The following is a 22,753-nucleotide window of genomic DNA, read 5'->3' as shown; positions in this document are numbered from 1 at the left end:
ACCGGTCAGGATGTCGGCAACGCGCTGTCCGCCACCGGTCTCAGCGGCACCGCGTCGTCCGGGCGCGCGGCCCCGCGGACCGGCTGCAGGTGCAGGTCCGGCACCTGGTCCGGCAGCCCGGCCAGGTACCGCAGGATCACGCCCTCCCGCAGCGCCCACGGGCACAGCTCCACCGACCGCAGGTCGAAGGCCTTCATCGCCTGCTCGGCCACCACCGCACCGGCCACGATCTGGCCCGCCCGGCCCGCCGAGATCCCGCGCAGCTTCGCGCGCTTCGCCGCCGGTCTCGCAGCCAGTTCGGGGACCAGTCTCCGCAGGTCCGCGGCCTGGAGCTCCCGGTGCACGAACGGGCCCTTGCGCTGCGGCGCCGCCCCGCACACGCGCGCCAGCTGCTTGAACGTCTTCGAGGTGGCCACCACCCGCGCGGGGTGACCTTCCCAGCGCAGTCGATCCGAGATCTCGCGCAGGGTGGAGCGCACGTGCCGGCGCAGGTCGCGCAGCTGAGCGCGGCTCGGCGGGTCGTCCGGCAGGAACGCCCTGGTCAGCCTGCCCGCGCCGAGCGGGAGGGACAGCGCCAGCTCGGGCTTGGCATCGCGGCCCAGCGCGATCTCCAGCGAGCCACCGCCGATGTCGAGCAGGAGGATGCGCCCGGCTGCCCAGCCGTACCACCGGTGGGCGGCGGCGTAGGTGAGCCGCGCCTCGTCCTCGCCGGTGAGGAACTGCGGCCGGATCCCGGCCTCGGCTTCGATCCGGTCGAGCACCGAGTCGCGGTTCGACGCGTCGCGGATGGCGGAGGTCGCGTAGACGAACAGCTCCTCCACGTGGTTCTGGCGCGCCGCGACCATCGCCTGGCAGACCGCGTGGACGACCCGCTCGGTCCCGGCCTCGCTCAGCGCCCCGTCCTCGAGTTCCTCGGCCAGGCGCGTCGGCTCCTTGATGGCCAGCGCGGGAAGCGGCGGCGCCCCCGGCGTCGCGTCCACGATCTGGAGCTGGGCGCAGTTCGACCCGATGTCCAGCACACCCAATTTCATCCATCCCGGGTACCCGGCCGGGTGGAGCGTTACACAGCGCACACGGAAATCGCGTGTGTGCCGGGCACCCCGGCGGGTACTCCCCAAGTCATGGCAACGGCGATCCACCATGGGGAGTACGACGATGGCCGAGATTGATCTGAGCGGGCAGATCGACGCCCTGCTCACCGAGCACGTCGAACTCAGCGTGCCCGCCCGGCTGGAGCACCTGCCGCTGCTGCGGATGCTGGCCGAGGCGGTGGCCACCAAGGAGGACTTCGACCTCGACTCGATCGCCGACTTCAAGATCGCGGTGGACGAGGTCGCGTCCTGGCTGGTCCACCACGCCGACGTGGGGAGCAGCGTGAGCTGCCGCTACCGGCTCTCCGCCGGGGAGCTGTCGGTGTCGGTGTCCGCGCCGACCGCCGACCAGGCCGTGCCCGAGACCGACGGGTTCGGCTGGCACGTGGTGAAGACCGTGACCGATTCCGCCTCCTACCGGGTGACCGAGCAGGGCGGCCGGGTGGTGACCATCGACCTGGTGATGGCGGCGAGGACTGGTCGCGGGTGAGCAGGGAACCGGCTTCCAAGTCCAGGGGTGAGCAGTACGCGCACTGCGTGCCGCTGTTCGCCGAGCTGGCCGCGCTTCCCGAAGGCGATCGCAAGCGCGACGAGCTGCGCGATCGCCTGGTGACCGAGTTCCTCCCGGTCGCCGAGCACATCGCGCGCCGGTTCTCCGGGCGCGGCGAGACCTTCGACGACCTGCTCCAGGTCGCCCGGCTCGGGCTGATCAACGCGGTGGACCGCTTCGACGCGGCCCGCGGATCGGAGTTCCTGTCCTTCGCCGTGCCGACGGTGATGGGCGAGGTCCGGCGCTACTTCCGCGACAGCAGCTGGTCGGTGCGGGTACCGCGGCGGCTCAAGGAGCTGCACCTGCAGATCAGCCACGCCACCGGCGAACTGGCGCAGACGCTCGGCCGCGCGCCGACCCCGTCGGAGATCGCCGAGAAGCTCGGGATGGATCCCGAAGAGGTGCGCGAAGGGCTGATCGCGGGCAACGCCTACCAGGCGGTGTCGGTGGACAAGCCGGTCAGCTCGGACAGCGAGCGGCTGCCGCTGGCCGAGACGCTCGGTGAGGAGGACTCCGACCTGGAGGCGGTGGAGAACCACGCGGCGCTGCGGCCGCTGCTGGCCGAACTGCCCGAACGCGAGCGCACCATCCTGCGGCTGCGGTTCTTCGGCAACATGACGCAGACGCAGATCGCCGACCGCCTCGGCATCTCGCAGATGCACGTCTCGCGGCTGCTTTCCCAGACACTGGAACGACTCCGGGGGAAACTGCTGACCGATCCATAGTGGACGGGTTTGAGTTCGCGCCCCGGTGGTACAGGACCGGGGTGCGAACTCTGCGAAGGACCGACGCGCGCCTGCTCTCCGGCGCACTGGCCGAAACCCGGTTCCGGCCGGGTGCCCGCGTGCTCGACCTCGGCACCGGCGCGGCCGCCGCCGCCCGCGGCCGGGTGGCCGAGGTGGTGACCATCGAACGCTGCCGCCGCGCGGTGCTCAGCGCCCGCGTGCACGGTTCGCTGCGGCGGCTGCCGGTGCGCGCGTTCCGCGGAGATCCGGCCGGGCGGGGTTCGCCCGGCCGGTTCGACGTCGTGCTGGCGAATCCCCCGTACGTGCCGGGCCCGGACGGGCGGCGGTACCTGGATCCGCTGTGCGCGCGGGCCCGTGATCTCCTGGCGCGCCAGGGCACCCTGCTGATGGTGCACTCCTCGCTCTGCGATCCGGAGGCCACGCTGGAGGAACTGCGGCGGCAGCGGCTGCGCGCGAGCGTGGTGGCCAGCCGGCTGCAGCCGTTCGACCCGGTCCTCAGTGGACACCGGCGTTACCTGGAACGGACCGGCCTGCTCGAACCCGGCCAGGACTTCGAGGAACTGCTGGTGATCCGCGCCGACCGCAGCGGCTGCGCGGCTTAGAACTGCCCGCCGCCCGCGTGCAGGGTCTGGCCGGTGATCCAGCGGCCGTCGTGCGAGGCGAGGAAGCCGACGATGTCGGCGATGTCCGAGGGTTCCGCGATGCGGCCCAGCGGCACCTGCCCGATGGTGCGTTCCACCACGCCCGGCGGTCCGTCGGCGGCGAGCGCGTCGGTGTGCACCGCGCCCGGCAGCACGCTGTTGACCGTGATCCCGCGTGCGCCGAGTTCCTTCGCCGCGACCTTGACCAGCTGGTCCCCCGCCGCCTTCGTGGCCGCGTAGAGCGCGGTGCCCGGCCGGTTCGTCACCACCACGGCGCTGGAGATCACCACGATCCGGCCGTGGTCGCGCACCCGGCGCGCCGCCTCCCGCAGGGCGTAGAAGGTCGAGCGCGTGTTGGTCTCGAAGAGGAAGTCGTACTGCTCGTCGGTCACTTCGGCGAGCGGGCCGAACCGGGCCACGCCCACGTTGCTGACGAAGACGTCGACCTCGCCGGCGGTGTCGAACAGGCTTCGCAGCTGCGCGAGGTCGGTGACGTCGGCCTGCACGGCGACCGCCTCGCCACCGCGTTCTTCGATCGCCCGGACCACCTTCGCGGCCGCATCGCCGTCACTGCGGTAGTTGACCACCACCTTCGCGCCGTCCGCGGCGAGCCGTTCGGCGATGGCGCGGCCGATGCCGCGGGAACTCCCGGTGACGATCGCTGTGGGCACGGCGTCATCCTGGTGACGCGGGCGAGCGGGTGTCAAGCGGTCCCACGCCTGCCCTGCGCGCCGAGGCGTTCGAGCCGCCGCATCGCCGGTTCCGCGGTGATGCCGTGCACCACCACCGACAGCGCCACGGCCAGCGCGGCCACCCGCCAGATCACGTCCGGCAGCGGGAAGTCACCGTGCGCGAGCGCGTAGGTGACGTAGAACAGCGTCCCGATCCCACGCACGCCGAAGAACGAGATGGCCGCCGCACCACGACGGCCCGGCGGTGCGCCGAACAGCGAGAGCAGGCCGGTGAGCGGGCGCACCACAAAAACCGCCACCGCGGCCAGCACGAATTCCAGCGGGCGCAGGCCGGACAGCAGCCCGTCCCCGATCGCCACGCCGAGGCCCAGCAGCGCGACCGCGACGAACAACCGTTCCAGCTGGTCACCGAACTCGTGCAGCACGGCGTGGTAACCGTGCGAGCGCTCCCGTGCCCGCAGGGTCACCGCGGCCGCGAACACGGCGAGGAAACCGTTGCCCTGCAGCAGTTCCGCCGCGGCGAACGGCAGGAACGCCATGGCCAGCACCACCATGCCGTCCGAGTACTCGGACAACCGCACCTGGTCGGACTCGGCGCGGAAGATCAGCCTGCCGAGCAGCAGCCCGATCGCCACCCCGACGGCCACCCCGACCGGCAGCGGCAGCAGCAGTTCGACAGCGAGCTTCCCCGGCCCCGGCAGGCCACCGGCGAGCAGGACGGCCAGCATCACGAACGGCATCGCCAGGCCGTCGTTGAGCCCAGCCTCGGTGGTCAGGGTGAACCGCACTTCGTTGCCCGCGGCCAGTTCCGAACCGGCGTGGGGTTCGGGCACCCCGACGTCCGAGGCCAGCACCGGGTCGGTCGGCGCGAGCGCGGCGGCCAGCGCCAGCGCCGCGGCCACCGGCAGCGCCAGCAACCACTGCCCCAGCAGGAAAACCACGCCGATGAACAACGGCATGGCCACCAGCAGCAGCCGCCAGGTGGAGTTCCACGACCGCCAGCCGAGCACCCGGTCGCTGTTCAGCCCGGCCCCGACCAGCGCGATGATCAGGCCGAACTCGGTGATCACCTGCAACGCGCCCAGGTGCGGCACCGGGTTCGCCCACACCTGCCCGTAGGGCGCGGGCAGCGGCAGCAGGCCGACCACCACGCCGAGCAGCAACAGCACCAGCGGCATGGACAGCGGCCGGTTGCTGGTCAGCTTCGGCAGCAGGGCCGCGGCCAGCGCGAGCAGACCGGCCAGGCCCAGCAGCAGCTCCACGGGCTCAGGCCTCCGGCAGCGGCCGGGTGGCCGGGCCCTGGATGACCGAACCGTCGACGCCGAACCGCGAGGCGTGGCACGGGCAGTCCCAGGTCTTCTCGGCGTTGTTGAAGGCGACCACGCAGCCGAGGTGCGTGCAGTGGGCGCTGCGGCGGTGCAGCACGCCCTCGCTGTCGCGGTAGGCGGCGACCACCGAGGCACCCGAGGTGGCCACCCGGGCCTCCCCCAGCCCCAGGGTGGCGAACTCGGCGTCCGCGCCGACCGCGCGCAGGTGGTCGCCGACCAGGTGCTTGGCCACGGTGAAGTTGTTGCGGGCCAGGGAAACCCCGGACCGCAGGTCGAAGCGCTCCGGGTGGTACAGCCAGGCGCCCGGGTTCTCGCGGCCGGCGATCAGGTCGGCCAGCAGCAGCCCGGCGGCGGTGCCGCCGCTCATCCCCCACTGGCCGAAGCCGGTCGCCACCCACAGGTGCCGCGAAACCGGGTGGTAGCGGCCGACGTAGGGCACCGAGTCCAGAGTGGACAGATCGTGCGCGGACCAGCGGTGGGTCACCCCGGTCACGCCCGCGTGCCTGCCCGCCCATTCGGCCAGCCGCGCGTACCGGGCTTCGACGTCGACCTCCTCGCCGGTGCGGTAGTGCTCACCGCCGACGATGGCCAGCCGTTCGCCGTTGTGGTCGAGGTAACGCACGGAGTGGTGGGTGTCGGCGTCGAGGAACATGCCGTCGGCGGGGTTCCCGGCGACCGGCCCGGCGACCACCAGGTCCCGCACCGGGTCGAGCCTGGCGAAGTAGAAACCCCGGTCCAGCACCGGGTAGTGGGTGGCGATCACCACCTCCTCGGCCCGGACCTTGCCGCGTTCGGTGTGCACCACCGGCACCGGCCGCTCGTCGACGCGCACCACCCTGGCGTTCTCGGAGACCTGCCCGCCCAGCGCCTCGATCGCGGAAGCGAGGCCGAGCAGCCACCGCCTGGGGTGGAAGCGCGCCTGGCCGGCGAAGCGCACCGCCCCGGCCGCGGGTACGTCCAGCGCGATCTGCTCGACGAACTCCGCGGGCAGCCCGGCGTCGGCGGCCGCGGCGGCTTCGGCCCGCAGATCGGTCACGCGCCGGGTTTCGGTGGTGTAAACGTAGCTGTCGGTGCGGGTGAACCCGCAGTCGACGCCCAGTTCCGCCGAGGTGCGCTCGATCCAGTCGACCGCGGCGCTCTGGTCCTGACCGTACTGCGCGGCGGCCTCCGGCCCCTTGTGCTCCCGCAGCGAGGCGTACTTCTCCGCGTGCTGCGCGGTCAGCTTCGCCGTGGTGTGGCCGGAAACCCCGCCGCCGACCGGTCCCGAGTCCACCACCAGCACCGACCGCCCGTCGCGCGCGAGCGCGTAGGCGGTGGTCAGCCCGGCGATCCCGGCGCCGATCACCACCACCTCGACCGCACCGGGCAGCGCGTTCCCGCCTCGGTCCGGACCGGCGGTGGAGTCCATCCACACCGACAGCGGTGCGGGCAAGCTGGGTGCGTCCATGGCTCCCGGATACCCGCGCGCCCCAGATCAAACCCGAGCCCTGCGGCCCGCCGAAACCGGCGTTACCGTCGAGGGATGCGTACGGTGACCCAACTGCCGAAGCAGATCATCGAGGAGGAGAACGTCTGGATCCCGCTGCCGGACGGGCAGCGCCTGGCCGCGCGGATCTGGCGCCCGGCCGATTCGGCCGAGCACCCGGTGCCCGGGATCCTGGAGTACATCCCCTACCGGAAACGGGATCTGACCGCCGGCCGCGACGCCATCCACCACCCGTACCTCGCCGGGCACGGGTACGCCTGCGTGCGGGTGGACATCCGCGGTTCCGGCGAGTCCGACGGGGTGCTCACCGACGAGTACCTCGAACAGGAGCAGCTCGACGCCGAGGAGGCGCTGGCCTGGATCGCCGACCAGCCCTGGTGCACCGGGAGCACCGGCATGATGGGCATTTCCTGGGGTGGCTTCGCCGCGCTGCAGGTCGCGGCCAGGAAACCGCCGAGCCTCAAGGCGATCGTCATCTCGTCGTTCACCGACGACCGCTACGGCGACGACATGCACTACATGGGCGGCTGCCTGCTCTCGGACAACCTCGCCGAGGCGTCCACCATGTTCGCCTACTCGACGCTGCCGCCGGACCCGGCGCTGGTCGGCGACCGCTGGCGCGAGATGTGGCGGGAACGCCTGGAGGACAGCGGCCTGTGGATCGAGAACTGGCTCTCGCACCAGCGGCGCGACGACTACTGGCGGCACGCGTCGGTGTGCGAGAACTACAGCGACGTCCAGTGCCCGGTGCTGGCCTCCAGCGGCTGGGCCGACGGGTACTCCAACGGCGTGTTCCGGCTGATGCGCCACCTCGACGTGCCGCGCAAGGGGCTGATCGGGCCGTGGTCGCACAAGTACCCGCACCTCGGCGCGCCCGGCCCGGCCATCGGGTACCTGCAGGAGGTGGTCCGCTGGTGGGACCACTGGCTGGCGGGGCGCGAGAACGACGTGATGGACGAGCCGATGCTGCGCGTGTGGATGCAGGACAGCGTGCCGCCGTCGACCGCGTACGAGACCCGGCCCGGCCGCTGGGTCGGTGAGCCGAGCTGGCCGTCCCCGCACATCGAGCCGTCGGTCCACTCACTCGACGCACACCGGATCGCCCGGCCGGGCGAAGAGGTCACCGAGCGTGGCCTGGAGATCGAGTCACCGCTGTCGGTCGGGCAGTTCTCCGGGAAGTGGGCTTCCTACAACGCCCCGCCGGACCTGCCGTACGACCAGCGCGAGGAGGACGGCGGTTCGCTCGTGTTCGAGACCGATCCGCTGACCGAGCGCTGCGAGATCCTGGGTGCGCCCAGCGTGGAGCTTGAGGTGGAGGCGAGCGAGCCGGTGGCGATGGTCGCCGTCCGGCTGTCCGACGTCTACCCCGACGGCCGGGCCACCCGGGTCACCTACGGGCTGCTGAACCTGACCCACCGGAACGGGCACGAGACGCCCGAACCGCTGGAGCCGGGGCGGCGGTACCGGGTGTCGGTGGAAATGAACGGGGTGGCGCAGGTGTTCCCGCCCGGCCACCGCATCCGGTTGTCACTGTCCACTTCGTACTGGCCGCTGGCGTGGCCGCCGCCGAGCCGCACCCGGGTGAAGGTGTACACCGGGGCGAGCACGGTCCGGTTGCCGGTGCGGCCGGTGGCCGAGCCGGACGAGCTGCCGCTGCGGCCGTTCGACGAGCCGGAGGGCGCGCCGCCGCTGACGGTGACCCAGCTGCGGCCCGGGGAGCAGCGGTGGACGGTCAGCCGTGACCTGGTGGACTACGAGTCGGCGCTGGAGATCGTCAAGGACAGCGGTGAGGACTACTTCGAGGACATCGACCTGCGGGTGGCCAGGCGGGCGTACGAGCGCTACAGCTGGCTCGCCGACGACTTCTCGTCGGCCCGCGGGGAGACGGCGTGGACGATGACCTTCGCGCGGGGTGAGTGGGAGTCGCGCACGGAGACCCACACCGTGCTGACCTGCACGCCCACCGAGTTCATCCTGCACGCCGAGTTGGACGGCTACGAAGGCGACCACCGCGTGTTCTCCCGGAACTGGCACCGCGTGATCCCCCGCGACCTGGTGTGACCCGATGCTCATCAGGGGTTTCACCCTCGTCGCAGCGGTTACCCCTTGAGGAGCAAAGGTTTTGGGGAGTGAGAACAATGGACACGCTCAAGGTGGTTTACCTCGGCAACTCGCCCGCACTGCGCGAACTCTCCGAGTGGGCCGACCGGCACGGCATCGAGGCCGTGGAGAGTTCCGATGACGGGGCCGCGTGCGCGGTGGTCGACCAGACCGCGCAAACCCGGTCGTCGAGCGCGATGAAGCGGTTGCGCGATCGGCACCTGCCCTGCTTGTCGGTGTCGCGTGGCTGGTGCTTCCTGGCATCAGCCGTCGGCCGCGGCCTGAACCCGGTGGTGTGACCACCGTGGTCAGGCTCGCGGCACTCGCCATCGGGCTGATCTACCTGCTGCTCGGCGTGCTCGGCTTCACCGTGGCCGAGCACCCCGGGCAGATCGGGCCCGGTGCCGAGAACACGGTGTGGATCTTCAGCGTGAGTTCCGTGCAGAACGTGCTGCACGTGGCGGTCGGCCTGCTCGGCCTGGCCGCGGCCACCCGGGCGGCCGGTGCCCGGATCTACGGCATCGGGCTGTTCGTGGTGTTCATCGGCATGACCGCGTTCGGCGTGCTGGCCAGCAGCGCGGACACGCCCGGCAACGTGCTGAACCTGAACTGGGCGGCCAACTGGCTCCACGGCCTGACCGCACTGGCCGGGCTGGCGATGTGGCTCAGCTCCCGCCGCACCCCCGAGCGCACGTGAGCGCTCGGGGGCACCCGCTGCCTCATCCCGGCGTCGTCTCGCCGCCGAGCGGGGCCAGCACCTCGCCCGTGTAGTACGAGGACAACCGGTTCGACGCGAAGAACACGAACGACGGCGCGATCTCGTCCGGCTGCGCCGCCCGCTGGTAGGGCACCTGCTGCCCGAACTCCGCCACCTTCTCCTCGTCGAAGGTGGACGGGATCAGCGGTGTCCACACCGGACCCGGCGCCACGCAGTTGATCCGGATCCCCTTGTCCGCCAGCGCCTGCGCCATCGAGTAGGTCCAGGCGTGCACGGCCCCCTTGGTGGCCGAGTAGTCGATCAGGGACTTGTTGCCGCGCAGGCCGTTGACCGAACCGGTGTTGATGATGACGTCGCCTTCGCCGAGGTGCGGCAGGGCGGCGGCGGTGACCCGGAAGTAGCTGTGGATGTTGACGTCGAAGGTGCGCATCCACTGCTGCTCGGTCAGTTCCTCCGGCGAGTCGACCGGCCACTGGGTGGCCACGTTGTTCACCAGGATGTCCAGTCCGCCCAGCGCTTCCACGGTCCGCTCCACCACCCGCGAGCACTGCGCGGCCTCGGCGAGATCACCGGGCAGCAGTTCGCAGCGGCGCCCTTCGGCGCGGACGAGTTCCGCGGTGTGCTTGGCGTCCTCGTCCTCCTCCAGGTAGGCGATCGCGACGTCGGCGCCCTCCTTCGCGAAGGCCACCGCGACCGCGCGGCCGATGCCGGAGTCACCACCGGTGATCAGCGCGCGGCGGCCGGCCAGCAGCTCACGGCCCTGGTAGCCGGCCATTTCGTCGCGGGGCTCCGGCCGCATGTCCCCGGTGTCACCCGGCGGTCGCTGTCCTTGCGGGGGCTGGTTGTGCTCTTTGCTCATGCCGACCGGTTACCCCGTGGCAGGCGGGGTAACCGGTCCGCATGACCGCACTACGAGCAGTGGCACTGACCTGCAGCCTCAAGCCGTCCCCGGCCCCGTCGAGCACCGAGCTGATCGCCACGCAGTTGCTGGACGAACTGCGCGGGCACGGGGTCGACGGCGAGTCGATCCGCGTGGTCGACCACGACGTCCGGCCCGGCACCGAGAAGGACATGGGCGACGGCGACGAGTGGCCGTCCATTCGCGACAAGGTGCTCGGCGCGGACATCCTGGTGCTGGCGTCACCGACCTGGGTCGGCCACATGTCCAGCGTGGCGCAGCGGGTGCTGGAGCGACTGGACGCCGAACTGTCCGAAACGGACGACGAGGGCCGCCCGCTGATGTTCGGCAAGGTCGCGGTGACCGCGGTGGTCGGCAACGAGGACGGCGCGCACAAGATCACCGCCGACCTGTTCCAGGCGCTCAACGACACCGGCTTCACCGTGCCCGCCCAGGGCGGCACCTACTGGAACGGCGAGGCGATGACGCCCGGCGACTACAACGACCTCGACGAGACCCCGAAGGCGGTCGCCTCGACGAACGCCACGCTCGCCCGCAACGCCGTCCACCTCGCCAAGCACCTGCGGACGCACCCCTATCCCGCGTCCTGACCGCGGGCACCGGCCGCCGCCGAGATGGCCAGCGCGCCCAGCACCCCGACCGCGGCGAAGGCGTAGAAACCCCACGGGTACGCGATTCCCGCGCTCAGCAGGGCGCCGCCGACCAGCGGGCCCGAGATGGCGCCCAGCCGTCCGATCCCGGCGGCCCAGCCGAGGCCGGTGGCCCGGAACGCGTCGCCGTAGGTGCGCCCGACGTAGGCGTAGACCAGCACCTGCGCGCTGAACACGAACCCGCCGGTGAGGAACACCGCCACGTACAGCGCGGGCCCGGGCAGTTTCACGCTCAGCAGGGCGAGGAACACCGCCGCCCCGGCGAACCAGCCGATGGCGGAACCCCGTACGCCCACCCGGTCGGCGACCCGCCCGGCCACGACCAGGCCGGCCACTCCCCCGAGGTTCAGCGTCAGCAGCAGCCCGAGCGCGGCGCCGAGCGGGTACCCGGCCTGCCGCATGATCTCCGGCAGCCAGGTGTTCAGCCCGTACACCAGCAGCAGGCCCATGAACGAGGTCACCCAGAACGCCAGCGTGGACCGCAGCACGCCGCCGCGGAACAGGCCCGCGACCGTCTCGGCGGGCCGCGTGCGCTCGAAGGCGGCGGACTCCGGCAGGAACCGGACCATCAGCGGTACCAGCACCAGCGCGGGCAGCGCGCCCGCCACGAACATCGACCGCCACCCCAGCAGCGGGATCAGCCAGATGCCCAGCAGCGCGGTGAGCACCGCGCCCACGTGGTAGCCGGTCATCAGGGTGGTGGTGGCGCTGCCCGCGCGGCCCGCCCTGGCGTGCTCGGTGACCAGCGCGATCGCCGTGGGCAGGCAGCCGCCCAGGCCCAGGCCGGCGACGAAGCGCAGCAGGCCGAACACCCACATCGACGGCGCGAGCGCGCACAGCAGCGTGCACGCGGAGAACAGCGCGACCGCGAAGATCAGCGCCTTGCGCCGCCCGATCACGTCGGTGACGGTGCCGATCGCCAGCGCGCCGAGCGTCATGCCGACCAGGCCCGCGGTCGACACCGCGGCCGCCGACGCCGGCGTGATGTCCCAGACGTGGTCGCGCAGCAGGACCGGCAGCACGGTGCCGAGCACCACCAGGTCGAAGCCGTCGAGCAGGACGGCGGTCCAGGCGAGCGGGACCACCCACCGGCGGTGCTCCACGGCTGAGTCGGCGGACAGCTCAGCGGTCATCGAAGCCTCCTTGCCTCGTTCGGTATGCGCACAAGTATGCACAGTCCGAACATCCAGGCAAGGGCCGCGTTGAACACCGACAGGTCGCCGACCGCCACCGGCATCCGGACCCGCCGCTGCGGCCAGATGGCCCAAGATCGGGAAGCTGTTGTCCCCCAAGGGTTTCCTGACCTCGAATCCGGGCACTCCAGTGACGCGGGGGTCAGCTCACCAGAGCACGAGGAGAAAACGATGCCCACATGGGTTGTTGTCCTGATCGTCATCGCCGCGGTCGTGGTCGCGGGTGCGGTGGCGTGGCTGGTCATGCAGGAACTGCAGCGGAAACGGCTGCAACGCAGGTTCGGCCCCGAGTACGAACGGGCGGTCGCCGACCACGACAGCCCGCGCGCGGCGCAGCGTGAACTGGCCGCGCGGGAGAAGCGGCACCACGAGCTCGACATCCGGCCGCTGTCGCCGGAGGCCAAGGAGCGCTACACGCGGGAATGGGCGCAGATCCAGGCGAAGTTCGTCGACCGCCCGTCGCCCGCGGTGGCCGACGCGGACCGGCTGCTCACCGAACTGATGGCCGAGCGCGGTTACCCCACCGAGGGGTACGACCAGCAGCTCGCCGATCTGTCGGTGCGCCACTCGAAGACGCTGGACCACTACCGGCACGCGCACGAGACCATGGTCGGCCACGACCACGAGCAGAAGTCCACTGAGGACCTGCGGGACGCGATGGTCCGCTACCGCACGGTTTTCGAGGACCTGCTCGGGGACGAGGACGCCGAGACCGAAACGCGCGAACACCACGACGCACGGAATGGCAGGTAGGGAAATGGTGGACCGCAAGGAGAACCTGAGCACTCAGGACCTGCTGCCCGGTGAGCCCGGGCACGCCGGCGAACCGAGGGACATCCCGGGGTCCGACAAGGACACTGTGGACACCCGTGGGCCGGAAACGGTCCGGCCAGGCGACACCACCCCGACACCGGAGACGGTGAGGCCCGGGGACACCACCCTGGAATCGGGGTTGGAAACCGAATCGACGGGGTCGGGCGACGCCACCTTGGCGCCGGTGCCGGAAACCTCTCCCGACACCACGTCGGAAGCCGTCCGGAGAGGTGCCGGATCCGACGACAACGAAGAGCAGAGCCAGCCGTTGTTCGCCGCCGACGAGGTGGACGGGTATCGCGAGAACTGGCAGTCCATCCAGATCGCCTTCGTCGACGACCCGCAGCGCGCGGTCCGCGAAGCCGACGAGCTGGTGGCCAAGGTGATCCAGTCGCTGGCCGCCACCTTCGCCGCGCACAAGAGCGAGCTGGAGGGGCAGTGGAGCCGTGGCGGCGAGGTCGCCACCGAGGACCTGCGGCTGGCCCTGCGCCAGTACCGCTCGTTCTTCCACCAGCTGCTCAGCGCGTAAAAGTCACTTTCCTGTCACCGGACGGGATTCCCGGCGGAAACCTGCTAAGAATCGTGGGCCGATCCCCCCGACGAAGCGGAGCCAGCCGATGACCGTCCCGCCGCCGGAGCGCCTGCCGAAGGTGCTGCGCCAGACCCGCGTCGTGTTGTACGTCCAGTCGCTGCTCAGCATCCTCGGCGGGGTGCTCCTGGTGGCGGCGGTGTCCTCGCTCGGTGACGGCGCGGACACCACCGCGCTGCTCCTGCTGGGCGTGGCGTCCATCCTGTTCGCCCTGCCGCTGCTGGTGTGCGCGATCAAACTGCGCGACCGGCTGCCGTGGGTGCGCACCACCGCGCTGGTCTTCGAATGGATCACCGTGGCCAGCGGCGCGCTCGGCCTGCTGATGAGCCTGGTCCAGGGCGCCGTGCCGACCGGCATCCTGTCGCTCGTGCTCGGCGTCCTGGTCCTGCAGTCGCTGATGAAGGCCGAGGTCAGGGAGTGGTTCGCGGGCCGGGCCTCGCTGCCGGGGTGACCGACTCGGCGTGCTGCTTGACCGCGCGCAGCGTGTGCTCGATGGAATGGGTGTTGAAGCCGGGCCGGTCGGCCCGGCCGGTCACCCTCGGGCCCATCACGCGGCGGATGAACCAGTTGCCCACGCGGTACCAGTGCTCGGTGAGCACGCAGCCGTCGCCGGCCGGGGTGAGTTCGTAGGACCAGCGCGAGACCCGCACCCCGAACGGCGTGCGCACGTCGAAGGTGAACCGGCGGCCCGGCTCGCAGGCGACCACCCGCACCCGCGTGTGCCACTCGCGCTCACCGTTGCGGTTGGTGCCGCGGAACCGGGCACCCGCCGCCGGGCCGGTCGCCGGGGCCACCCAGCGCCCGCCCGCGTTCTCCGGGCTGAACCGGCCCATTCCCGGCAGATCGGTGACCAGCGCCCACACGGCCGCCGCCGGGGCGTCGATCTCGACACTGCGCGAAATGCTGGGCTCCACGGGGAAACGGTCCCAGCCCGGGCGGCGCGGGACAACCCGCGCCGCCGGAGTGCGCAATTTCCGAGAGTCAGTCCGCGACCCAGCTGCCGTGGAAGCCCAGCGGCACCGGCTTCGGCAGGTGGACGCGCGCCAGCGGTTTCGCGGTGAAGTCCTGTGCCGACAGGATCACCAGGTCCGAAGCGCCCCGGTCGGGGTTGTGCACGTAGGCCAGCGCGTACCCGTCGTCCTCGGCCTTGCTCCCCGCCGAGGGCACAAAAACCGCCTCACTGGCCGCCGCGCCGGGCCCGAACCGGTGCACCTCGGACCGGCCGCCCCGGAAGTCGTGCTTGATCAGCGCGTTGCCGAAGGTGTTGGCGGGCTTGTCCAGGTAGACGTCGAGCAGCTCGCCCGGCGAGGCCGCGTACCCGTAGCGGTGCCGCCGCGAGACCAGGCTTTCGTTGACCCTGGGGAACTCCTGCGGCCGGTCGTCGAGCACCCGCCGCCGCACCGAACCCCGCGCGAGGTCGATCGTCCAGCGCTCCAGCACCGGCGGGCCGGACGCCGACGGGCCGCCGTAACCGAGCTTGCCGGACACCTCGAACGGCGCCGGCATGGTGGTCAGGTCGACCACCACCGAGGAACCGTGCTCGTAGGCGTTGAGCGTGTGCGAGTAGAACACCGGGTCCACGCCGAACCAGCGGACCGGTCCGCCCGAGCGCTTCATCACGCCGACCCTGGCGGGGTGGTTGAGGTTCCACTTGTAGGGCACCACCTTGCCCGGTTGGGGGTCGAAGGTGACCGGCACGTCGAAGACCACCACGTACCGCTCGGTCAGCGCGAAGTCGTGCATCATCGGGTTGTCGGCGACCTCGATGCGGTGCGTCCGCACCACCCGGCCGCCGCGGTCGACCACCAGGTGCCGCACGTGGTCCCAGGTGGGGTGGTAGGTCACCGCGTGCAGTTCGTCGGCACGGGCGTCGAACTTGGTGTGCGCGGTGTAGGCGCCGTCGAGCGAGCCGCCGAAGTCGTACGGGCCCAGCGTGTTCAGCTCACCGTCCAGTTCGTACGGCGGCGGGCCGCTCTCCTGCAGCGCGAGGATGCGGCCGTGGTGGCTGATCACGTGCGTGTTGGGCGCGAAGTCCTCCGCGGGCACCGGCCACGGGTACGGCTCGCCGAGTTTCGCCGCCACGCCCGACGAGCGCACCCAGCGGTTGCGGTACCACTCGGCGCGGCCGTCGCGCAGCCGGACGCCGTGCACCATGCCCTCCCCGAGCATCCAGTGGTGGGCGCGCGGGTCTTCCAGGCCGAGCACGTTCGGCCCGGTGCGCAGGTAGCGCCCGGCCAGCTCACGCGGGATGCGGCCGGTGACCGGCAGGTCGAACGCGGTCACCTCCTCCCGCACCGGCGCGAAGGCCCCTTCGAGGAACGGGTGGCGCTCGGCGGCGGCCGCCCCCGTCGTGGCGTGCGCGGCCGCGCCGCTCGTGTAGGTCGCCGCGACCCCGCCCGCGGCCAGCGCGGCCGCGCCGCGGAGCACGTTGCGCCTGGTGGGTTCCGTCATCGTCGATCCCCCTGATCGTTAACTGTGTATGGCACGAACAGTTTATGCCTTTACCAGTTTCGAATGCAAGGATGTCCCGGTGAACGAGGACCGGATCGAGTCGCTGCCCCCCGGCACCGCGCTGGCCTGGGGGTACACCCCGGCGCCCCGGCGCGGGCCGAAACCGGCCTACACCGTGGCGCAGATCGTCGACGCGGCGATCGCCCAGGCCGACGCCGAGGGCTTCGACGGCCTGTCCATGCCCGCGATCGCCAAACGCCTCGGCATCACCGCGAACGCGCTCTACCGGTACCTGCGCTCCAAGGAGGAACTGCTGGTGCTGGCCGCCGAAGCGGGCTGGGGCCCGCCGCCGGAGCCGCTGACCGGCGACTGGCGCACGGCGGTGACCACCTGGGCGCACGCCCAGCTCGACCGCTGCCGGCGGCACCCGTGGCTGATCGAACTGCCCGTGCGCGGCGGGCCGACCACGCCGAACATGTTGCGCTGGCTGGAGGTCTTCCTCGAGGCGATGGCCGATACCGGGCTGGCCGCCGAAGACGTGCTCGGCTGCGTCCTGCTGGTCGACGGCTGGGTCCGCAGCACGGCCGCGCTGGTGCGCGACGTGCGCGAGAGCGAGCAGGAGGCGCTGAACGAGTTCCTGCAGCCGTTGTTGCGCGAACGCGGTTACCCGCGGGTCGCGGAGGTGCTCAGTGGAGCCGACTACGGCGAAGAAGGCATGCGGGACACCGACGTCGAGTTCGGCCTGAACCGGATCCTGGACGGCATCGAAGCACTGATCGACCAGCGGCGCCGGTGACCCGCCGCACGCACTAGCTCCCCGAAGTCACCGAGGTCTACGAACTCTTGTCCCCCGCCTGGCGCCGCCGCTCGTCCGACCGGTCGGCGTCCTTGGCGCGCTTGTCGCCCGCCACCGAGTCGTAGATCGGTGTCGGCTCTTCGTCCGTCCCCTGCTTCCCCTCACGCACTGCCATAGTCCTATTTTCCGACACGGGTTCACGCCCCGCAGCGACAAGGCCCAAACACCCTCCAAGTGAGGGAGTGCTAGTCAGTCGCGGTACCGCGCCAGATAGCGCCGCGTGACCTCGGCCTCGGCGGCTTCCTTGGCCTCCGCGCGGAGTTGCCTGCCGGTGCCGCGCGGGTAGCCGTGCTTGGCCAGCCGGTGTTCACCGCTCTCCTCGACGTAGGCGAAGGAGTAGAAGTAGCCGACCAGCGCGGCCATCAGCACCAGCGACAACCGCAGGCCGAGCGGGCCAGGCAGGAGCAGCCACACCGAGACCAGCGGCAGGATCAGCACCGTGCTGCGCGCGCCGTGGCGCAGGATCCAGGTCTTCGCGGTGACGTCGTGCAGCACCCATTCGCGATGCCGGTCGGGCAGCCGCCCGCCGAGCGCGTACCAGAGCCAGAGCACCGGGTTCGGTCGGTTCCGCATGGTCGTAGAGTACGCTAATGGTTAGTGCGTTAACCATTAGTGTGCCGGAGGGAACACCGTGGCCGAGATCGACCTGGGACCGAACCCGCTCGCGCTGGAGCGGCAGGTCTGCTTCGCGCTGTCCATCGCGTCGAGATCGGTCATCGCGATCTACCGCCCGCTGCTCGAACCGCACGGGCTCACCCATCCCCAGTACCTGGTGATGCTGGCGCTGTGGGACAGCTCGCCGCGCACGGTCAAGGACCTCGGCGCCACCCTGCGGCACGACTCGGCCACGCTGTCGCCGCTGCTGAAGCGGCTGGAGAGCATCGGCTACCTGACCCGGCGGCGGAACGCCGGGAACGAGCGGGAGCTGGTGGTCGAGCTGACCGAGGCCGGGCGCGCGCTGCGGGCGGAGGCCGAGAAGATCCCGTACCGCGTGGTCGAGCAGCTGGGCATGGAGCTGGGCGAGCTGGAGGAGCTGCACGCGGTGCTGACGAAGGTCATCGCGGCGACCCGGGTTTAGGACCGGCCGGGGTGGGGAACCCTGTGTCTGTTTTGCGCCCGTTCCACTGCGAGGTCCCCGCCGATGACGAACCCCGAAGCCGCTCAGGGAGAGCCGGCCGCGTCCCCCGAGTCGCTCGAGGGGTTGCGGACCCAGATCGGCCAGTACGGCCGTCAGCTCGCCCGGCACGGGAGACGGCTGGACCAGCACTCCCGTGAACTCGACCGGCTTCAGGACGACCTGCGCACACTGACCCGGCGGATCGCCGCCGGCCTGGGAAAGCAACCCACCGTCCACGGCGAGAACGGGGACGGCTTCAGCCCGCTGGACGCCGCGGACGACCCCCTCGGCGAGGTCCGCCACGGCCTCGGCGACGACGGCCCCACCTTCGGCACCGACGGCTTCGGCGACACCCACGGCGATCTCGCGGCGGGCCATGGCGCCTTCGATGACGACGGCTTCGGCGACATCCGAGGCGGGTCCCGCGGCGGCTTCGGCGACGGCGGCTTCGGCCCCGCGCGCGGTGGGCGCCGCGAGAGCGGCGTGAGCGCCTTCGCCGAACGGCGGCCGGCCGGATGTCTGCGATCCCATCAGCCCCCCGAATGATGGGCACCCGGCCGCCGCCGTTCCTTGCGCCGCCAGGCAGTCCGCTCCTGGCGCCACCTCCTTGGATACCGGGTACCGACCGGCTGAGGGGAAGGTAAGGCGCCCACTGAGGGCACACTCAGTGGGCCGCTGTCACCCGTTTGGCCGCCACCCGGGGGCCCGCGGCGCCGGTCGTGATTAGCTGGGGCGGTGGCGGAGTTCGACGTGTCCTACCAGCAGCGGCTCAACGACGCCGTCGCGGTCATCCGCGGCCGGTGGACCATCGCGGTGCTGGCCACCCTCGCCCTGCGCGAGACCCAGTACACCGACCTCCTCGCCACCATCAACGACAACGAACGCCGCTCCGCCGGCGACGCCACCCGCCGCCCGCTGTCCGACCGCGTGCTCACCGACACCCTGCGCCGCGCCCGCGAGCACGACCTGATCGAGCGCCGCGCGGGCACCGGCAACTTCAGCTCCGTCTGGTACCGGCTCACCCCGAAGGGCCGCGCCCTGCTGCGCGCGGTGCGGCCGCTGCTGGAGTGGGCGCACGAGTACAGCGAAGAGGGCGGCGACGCGGCCGCCCTGCGCAAGCTGAACATCGGTCAACCGGGCTGACCCGGCCGATCAGGACTGACCCGGCCGATCAGGACAGCCCCGCCGATCAGGAAAACCCGGCCGCTCAGGGCAGCCCGACCGACAGCACCTTGTCCCGGCCCGCGCTCTTCGCGGCGAACAGCGCGTTGTCCGCGGCCAGCAGCACGTCCTCCACCGACTCCCCCGCCTGCGGGCACGCCGCCGCGCCGATCGACACCGTCAGCCGCAGGCGCGCGGCCCGCTCCCCGACCGCCGCCTCGTCCATCCGGTGGTCGCGGATGGCCACCCGGATCCGCTCGGCGACCTCCGCCGCGCCCGCCACCCCCGTCTCCGGCAGCAGGACCACGAACTCCTCACCGCCGAACCGGCCGCACAGGTCGTAGCGCCGGACCTGGCCGCGCATCAGGTCCGCGACCGCGCGCAGCACCTGGTCCCCGACCAGGTGCCCGAGTTCGTCGTTGACGTGCTTGAAGTGGTCGAGGTCGACCATCAGCACGCTGATCTCGGTCCCGCTCCGCCGCGCCCGCTCGAACTCGGTGGCGGCCAGGCTGTGCCAGCTCGACGCGTTGAGCAGCCCGGTCTTGTGGTCGGTGGTGGCCGCGTACTCCAGCTGCCGCACCAGCACGCTGCGGTGCAGCACGTACAACGGCGGCAGCACCAGCACCACCAGCCACGGCCGCCACAGCGCCAGCCCCGCCACCAGCACGCCGACACAGAGCGTCGCGATTTCGAGGCTGTTCTCGCTCCACGCCCCGGCGAGCCGCCGGATCGAGCGCTCCCCGCGCGACAGGCAGATGACCATTCCCACCAGTGCGGAATTCACCAGCCAGTAAACCGCGATGATCGCGATGATCGAGAACAGTCCTTCCGGCCGGGCGAAGCCGGGAATTCCACCGCCCGGTAAAACGGTGATCAATAACGCGATCGCGGTGCACGACAAGATCACCACACAAGCGCTGAATACCACCCGGAACGCGTGCATTCCGGAGACCTCGCGCCAACTGCGCCACCACAGGTGGAGATAGAGCGCCACGGTCACCGCGGCGGCCAGTGCCGGTGAGACCAGCAACGCCGCGGCCATGGTCCAGACCGAGGTCATGTTCACGTGCGGCGCATCGGCGAACTGGCGCCGCATGCGCTCGACCCCGCGGGTGACCTCGGCCGAGGTCACGCCCAGTGCGATCAGCGCCGCGGCGAGCGCCGCCTCGGTCCAGTCCTCCGGCCGGAAAAGGGAGAACACCACCGCCGCCAGCGCGGCGAGTTCCACGCCGAGCACATATCCGAGCACGGGCCGCGGCAATGTCCACACTTTCCAGTTCCCGGGCCTTTTGCCAGGGGAAGCGGCAACTGACTGATCGGTCATCCGGTGAACCTCAAACCTTCATACTGAGTGCGCTTGCGTCCCGGCAGTCCATTCGCTGTGAGGAGGTCCCCGCCATGGGTAACAAAGACTGGTGAGCCGTGAATTCGGGTCCGCCCCCGCGCCGGGGGCGGACCCGGCCCGAACCGAAACCGATCGCGGCCGCCAGTAGCACCGAGAGGGCGCCGGCGGCCGCGATCACCCGCACCGGACCGGCCGCGTCGGCGGCCAATCCGGCGAGCAGTACGGCTACGCCCTGTGAGCAGTAGAGGACCGTCGCCATGCGTCCCATCACCGTGCCGAGCCGGTGGTCCGGCACCGCTTCCACCACCATCTTCTGAGTCTGGAGCAGATACGCCGTCGAGAAAACACCCGACGCCGCCCAGCATAGGATCGACAGCGCCAGGCCCGGCGCGAGGCCGCACACCACCAGCGGCACCCCGCCCGCGGCGGCGAGCCCGGCCGCGATCGCGGGCGAGGACGGCACCCGGAACCGCGCGACCAGCCAGGCGCCCACCGCGCTGCCCAGCGGATCGGCGGCGAGCAGCAGGCCGACCGCGACCGCGACGGCCCCGAGCCCGTCCGCGTAGGGCGCGGCGAGCCCTTCCGGCACGACGTACAGCCCGACCAGCGACACCAGCGCGTACAGGGTGGCCAGCTTGCGGCGGTCGGTGCCGCCGCTCCCCTCGGCCGCCTCCGACCCCGACGCCGCCGCCTCCCGGTGCCGGACGCCGAACCGGACCACGATCGCGCTGATCAGGAACGTCAGCGCGTTCAGGCCGAGCGCGAGGTGCGGTTCGAGCACGACGAGCAGCGCACCACCGCCGGCGAACCCCGCCAGCTGCGCGCTCTGCCCGGTCACCTGGCGCAACGCGAGCGCCTGCGCGTACCCCTCCCCCGGCACCACCTGCGGCAACAGCGCCATCGACGCCGCTTTGACGGGACCGGACGCCACGCTCAGCAGGGCGATGCAGGCCCACAGCACCGGCAGCGGCAAGCCCGGCACCGCCATCAGCAGGGCGATGCCCGCGCGGAGGAAGTCGGTCACCACCAGCACCGCGCGCCGCGGGAACCGGTCGGCCAGCCCGGCGAGCAGGAAGCCGCCGAGCACCGAGGGCACGAAGGTCAGCGCGTAGGTGAGCGCGGTCAGCAGGGCCGAGTCGGTCCGGTCGAACACCAGCACCGCCAGCGCGACCCTGGCCAGCTGGTCACCGGCGACCGAGAGCAGTTCGGCGAACCAGAGCGCGCGGAACTCGCGCACCCGCAGGGGCGCGAGGATGCCTCCGCGCTCGGCCATCGCTCCCTGCCTCTCCGTACCCGGTCAACTACGATAACCGACTTCGGAGCCGCGCCGTATTCGACGTTATACAGAGAGCTCGGGCAGCGCGCACAGGCGGGCGGCGACCTGCCACAACTCTTCCTCACGGGCTTCGTCGTGCGAGTCGGGCGACGACGGAACCTCCTGACCCCGGTCGAGGTAGGCACCGCTGCGGCCGGGGCGGGGTCCGGTCATGGTGTCGGCGAGCAGCCGTCCGGCGGCCTCGGGCCCCATCGCCAGCGGGGTCAGGCGGAACAGCGGCAGGATGATCCCCGCGGCCCTCCGCGACACCGGCCCGGCGTCGCGGACGAGCCCGGTGCCCGGCACCAGCCCGGGGTCGTAGGTGTAGACGTCCACCCCGTCCGGCAACCGGCGCGCGAGGGCGTGCACCAGGTAGATGACCGCGAGCTTGCTGGTGGCGTAGGCGCGGCGGCCGGCCGTGGCGGCGGTTCGCGTGCCCGGCTCGGCGAGCTTCCCCACCGGCGCCCACTTCGGCGCGGGCACCAGGCCCAGGTTGTGCCGGAGCGTGCCGAAGTGCACGCCGCTGCCCACCACCACGATGCGGCCGGGCGCCTCGAAGCGGTCGAACAGCAGCCGCAGCAGCAGGTAGTTCGCGAGCACGTTGACGCCGAAGGTGGTCTCGAACCCGTCGGCGGTGGTGCTGGTGGTCGTCGCCATCTGGAGGCCCGCGTTGCCGAGGAAGTCGCGCAGCGGCGGGATCTCGCCCTCGTCGAGCCGCCTGCCGATCTCCTCGGCGGCGGCCCGGATGTCGGCGAACGAGGCCAGGTCGCAGGTGATCGCGGAGACGTTCGCGCGGCCGGTGCGCTCCCGGAGTTCGCGGACGAGGCGGTCGCCGTCACGGGCGAGCAGCAGCAGGTGGCGGTCGGGCTGGGTGGCGAGCAGGCGTTCGGCGGCCACGCGGCCGAGGCCGCGCCCGCCGCCGGTCATCAGGATCGTGCTGGTCATGGGAATCGCTCCGGTATTTGGTACCTAGTGGTACTCAGTACCATACG

Annotated in this window: 27 protein-coding genes; 14 read left to right on the top strand and 13 right to left on the bottom strand. The window is 71.6% G+C overall.

The window, feature by feature from the left end:
• Window positions 1–5 precede the first annotated feature (5 nt).
• A complete protein-coding gene (locus JYK18_RS44175) occupies window positions 6–1,031 on the bottom strand; it encodes a Ppx/GppA phosphatase family protein (RefSeq protein ID WP_206810208.1) in 1,026 nt (341 codons plus the stop codon).
• A gap of 124 nt (window positions 1,032–1,155) precedes the next feature.
• Between JYK18_RS44175 and JYK18_RS44170 the strand changes: the two genes are divergently transcribed.
• The 3 genes from JYK18_RS44170 to JYK18_RS44160 are packed head-to-tail and all read left to right on the top strand — an operon-like array spanning window position 1,156 to window position 2,989.
• Window positions 1,156–1,581, top strand: a complete 426-nt coding sequence (locus JYK18_RS44170) for an ATP-binding protein (protein ID WP_206810206.1) — start codon at window positions 1,156–1,158, stop codon at window positions 1,579–1,581.
• Complete coding sequence (locus JYK18_RS44165) at window positions 1,578–2,366, top strand: SigB/SigF/SigG family RNA polymerase sigma factor (protein ID WP_206810204.1); 789 nt, start codon at window positions 1,578–1,580, stop codon at window positions 2,364–2,366. The genes JYK18_RS44170 and JYK18_RS44165 overlap by 4 nt, the downstream gene beginning before the upstream one ends.
• 41 nt (window positions 2,367–2,407) lie before the next feature.
• Window positions 2,408–2,989 carry a methyltransferase gene (locus tag JYK18_RS44160; protein WP_206810202.1) on the top strand — a complete coding sequence of 194 codons (582 nt, stop codon included), beginning with the start codon at window positions 2,408–2,410 and terminating at the stop codon, window positions 2,987–2,989.
• On the opposite strand, the gene JYK18_RS44155 is transcribed toward JYK18_RS44160, so the two are convergent.
• From JYK18_RS44155 to JYK18_RS44145, 3 genes are read right to left on the bottom strand one after another with little or no spacing between them, the layout of a single operon-like run.
• Window positions 2,986–3,699: an SDR family oxidoreductase gene (locus JYK18_RS44155; protein WP_206810201.1), complete on the bottom strand. Its 714-nt coding sequence runs from the start codon at window positions 3,697–3,699 to the stop codon at window positions 2,986–2,988. The genes JYK18_RS44160 and JYK18_RS44155 overlap by 4 nt on opposite strands.
• 32 nt (window positions 3,700–3,731) lie before the next feature.
• Window positions 3,732–4,982 carry a sodium:proton antiporter gene (locus JYK18_RS44150; RefSeq protein ID WP_206810200.1) on the bottom strand — a complete coding sequence of 417 codons (1,251 nt, stop codon included), beginning with the start codon at window positions 4,980–4,982 and terminating at the stop codon, window positions 3,732–3,734.
• Window positions 4,983–4,986: 4 nt separating this feature from the next.
• A complete protein-coding gene (locus JYK18_RS44145; RefSeq protein WP_206810199.1) occupies window positions 4,987–6,495 on the bottom strand; it encodes an FAD-dependent oxidoreductase in 1,509 nt (502 codons plus the stop codon).
• A 75-nt stretch (window positions 6,496–6,570) separates the two neighbouring features.
• On the opposite strand from JYK18_RS44145, the gene JYK18_RS44140 reads away from it, so the two are divergent.
• The 3 genes from JYK18_RS44140 to JYK18_RS44130 all read left to right on the top strand — a co-directional run bounded on the left by JYK18_RS44140 (window position 6,571) and on the right by JYK18_RS44130 (window position 9,331).
• The gene (locus tag JYK18_RS44140) at window positions 6,571–8,595 is read left to right on the top strand and encodes a CocE/NonD family hydrolase (RefSeq protein ID WP_206810198.1); all 2,025 of its coding nucleotides are present in this window, start codon (window positions 6,571–6,573) and stop codon (window positions 8,593–8,595) included.
• Between the two features lie 77 nt (window positions 8,596–8,672).
• Window positions 8,673–8,933, top strand: coding sequence for a hypothetical protein (locus JYK18_RS44135; protein ID WP_206810197.1), 261 nt, complete (start codon window positions 8,673–8,675; stop codon window positions 8,931–8,933).
• Window positions 8,930–9,331: a DUF4383 domain-containing protein gene (locus JYK18_RS44130; protein ID WP_206810195.1), complete on the top strand. Its 402-nt coding sequence runs from the start codon at window positions 8,930–8,932 to the stop codon at window positions 9,329–9,331. The genes JYK18_RS44135 and JYK18_RS44130 overlap by 4 nt, the downstream gene beginning before the upstream one ends.
• Before the next feature lie 22 nt (window positions 9,332–9,353).
• On the opposite strand, the gene JYK18_RS44125 is transcribed toward JYK18_RS44130, so the two are convergent.
• Complete coding sequence (locus JYK18_RS44125; protein ID WP_206810192.1) at window positions 9,354–10,211, bottom strand: SDR family oxidoreductase; 858 nt, start codon at window positions 10,209–10,211, stop codon at window positions 9,354–9,356.
• A gap of 41 nt (window positions 10,212–10,252) precedes the next feature.
• On the opposite strand from JYK18_RS44125, the gene JYK18_RS44120 reads away from it, so the two are divergent.
• Window positions 10,253–10,861 (top strand): flavodoxin family protein, encoded by a 609-nt coding sequence (locus JYK18_RS44120; protein ID WP_206810190.1) that lies wholly within the window; start codon window positions 10,253–10,255, stop codon window positions 10,859–10,861.
• Here JYK18_RS44120 and JYK18_RS44115 read toward each other — a convergent pair.
• Window positions 10,846–12,054, bottom strand: coding sequence for an aromatic acid/H+ symport family MFS transporter (locus tag JYK18_RS44115; RefSeq protein ID WP_206810188.1), 1,209 nt, complete (start codon window positions 12,052–12,054; stop codon window positions 10,846–10,848). The genes JYK18_RS44120 and JYK18_RS44115 overlap by 16 nt on opposite strands.
• A gap of 231 nt (window positions 12,055–12,285) precedes the next feature.
• Between JYK18_RS44115 and JYK18_RS44110 the strand changes: the two genes are divergently transcribed.
• The 3 genes from JYK18_RS44110 to JYK18_RS44100 all read left to right on the top strand — a co-directional run bounded on the left by JYK18_RS44110 (window position 12,286) and on the right by JYK18_RS44100 (window position 13,967).
• A complete protein-coding gene (locus JYK18_RS44110; RefSeq protein WP_206810186.1) occupies window positions 12,286–12,867 on the top strand; it encodes a hypothetical protein in 582 nt (193 codons plus the stop codon).
• Window positions 12,857–13,456: a hypothetical protein gene (locus tag JYK18_RS44105; RefSeq protein WP_206810185.1), complete on the top strand. Its 600-nt coding sequence runs from the start codon at window positions 12,857–12,859 to the stop codon at window positions 13,454–13,456. The genes JYK18_RS44110 and JYK18_RS44105 overlap by 11 nt, the downstream gene beginning before the upstream one ends.
• Before the next feature lie 88 nt (window positions 13,457–13,544).
• Window positions 13,545–13,967 (top strand): hypothetical protein, encoded by a 423-nt coding sequence (locus tag JYK18_RS44100; protein ID WP_206810184.1) that lies wholly within the window; start codon window positions 13,545–13,547, stop codon window positions 13,965–13,967.
• Here the strand turns inward: JYK18_RS44100 and JYK18_RS44095 are convergent.
• Both JYK18_RS44095 and JYK18_RS44090 read right to left on the bottom strand, forming a co-directional pair.
• A complete protein-coding gene (locus JYK18_RS44095; RefSeq protein ID WP_206810183.1) occupies window positions 13,927–14,430 on the bottom strand; it encodes an SRPBCC family protein in 504 nt (167 codons plus the stop codon). The two genes, JYK18_RS44100 and JYK18_RS44095, sit on opposite strands and share 41 nt — an antisense overlap.
• Window positions 14,431–14,497: 67 nt before the next feature.
• Entirely contained in the window at window positions 14,498–15,967 is a 1,470-nt protein-coding gene (locus JYK18_RS44090) for a carotenoid oxygenase family protein (protein ID WP_206810182.1), read from the bottom strand.
• Window positions 15,968–16,046: 79 nt separating this feature from the next.
• Here JYK18_RS44090 and JYK18_RS44085 point away from each other — a divergent pair, with 79 nt between their 5' ends.
• A complete protein-coding gene (locus JYK18_RS44085) occupies window positions 16,047–16,763 on the top strand; it encodes a TetR/AcrR family transcriptional regulator (protein ID WP_206810181.1) in 717 nt (238 codons plus the stop codon).
• Window positions 16,764–16,800: 37 nt separating this feature from the next.
• On the opposite strand, the gene JYK18_RS44080 is transcribed toward JYK18_RS44085, so the two are convergent.
• Together JYK18_RS44080 and JYK18_RS44075 are read right to left on the bottom strand one after the other, a co-directional pair.
• Window positions 16,801–16,938, bottom strand: coding sequence for a hypothetical protein (locus tag JYK18_RS44080; RefSeq protein WP_206810180.1), 138 nt, complete (start codon window positions 16,936–16,938; stop codon window positions 16,801–16,803).
• Window positions 16,939–17,012: 74 nt separating this feature from the next.
• Window positions 17,013–17,396, bottom strand: a complete 384-nt coding sequence (locus JYK18_RS44075) for a DUF5313 family protein (protein WP_206810178.1) — start codon at window positions 17,394–17,396, stop codon at window positions 17,013–17,015.
• Window positions 17,397–17,454: 58 nt separating this feature from the next.
• Here JYK18_RS44075 and JYK18_RS44070 point away from each other — a divergent pair, with 58 nt between their 5' ends.
• The 3 genes from JYK18_RS44070 (at window position 17,455) to JYK18_RS44060 (ending at window position 19,083) form a co-directional block, all read left to right on the top strand.
• Entirely contained in the window at window positions 17,455–17,901 is a 447-nt protein-coding gene (locus JYK18_RS44070) for a MarR family winged helix-turn-helix transcriptional regulator (RefSeq protein WP_206810176.1), read from the top strand.
• 63 nt (window positions 17,902–17,964) lie between these two features.
• A complete protein-coding gene (locus JYK18_RS44065) occupies window positions 17,965–18,486 on the top strand; it encodes a hypothetical protein (RefSeq protein ID WP_206810175.1) in 522 nt (173 codons plus the stop codon).
• Window positions 18,487–18,675: 189 nt separating this feature from the next.
• Window positions 18,676–19,083 carry a helix-turn-helix domain-containing protein gene (locus JYK18_RS44060; RefSeq protein ID WP_206810174.1) on the top strand — a complete coding sequence of 136 codons (408 nt, stop codon included), beginning with the start codon at window positions 18,676–18,678 and terminating at the stop codon, window positions 19,081–19,083.
• Window positions 19,084–19,147: 64 nt separating this feature from the next.
• Here JYK18_RS44060 and JYK18_RS44055 read toward each other — a convergent pair whose 3' ends face one another.
• From JYK18_RS44055 to JYK18_RS44045, 3 genes are all read right to left on the bottom strand, one after another.
• Window positions 19,148–20,362 carry a diguanylate cyclase gene (locus JYK18_RS44055; RefSeq protein WP_206810173.1) on the bottom strand — a complete coding sequence of 405 codons (1,215 nt, stop codon included), beginning with the start codon at window positions 20,360–20,362 and terminating at the stop codon, window positions 19,148–19,150.
• 73 nt (window positions 20,363–20,435) lie between these two features.
• On the bottom strand, window positions 20,436–21,719 hold the full coding sequence (locus JYK18_RS44050) for an MFS transporter (protein ID WP_206810172.1): 1,284 nt from the start codon (window positions 21,717–21,719) through the stop codon (window positions 20,436–20,438).
• Between the two features lie 66 nt (window positions 21,720–21,785).
• Window positions 21,786–22,706: an SDR family NAD(P)-dependent oxidoreductase gene (locus tag JYK18_RS44045; RefSeq protein ID WP_206810171.1), complete on the bottom strand. Its 921-nt coding sequence runs from the start codon at window positions 22,704–22,706 to the stop codon at window positions 21,786–21,788.
• Window positions 22,707–22,753 lie beyond the last annotated feature (47 nt).

Origin of the sequence: Amycolatopsis sp. 195334CR (genome assembly GCF_017309385.1) — a bacterium.
Classification (GTDB): domain Bacteria; phylum Actinomycetota; class Actinomycetes; order Mycobacteriales; family Pseudonocardiaceae; genus Amycolatopsis.
This window is presented reverse-complemented; position numbering and strand designations above follow the sequence as displayed.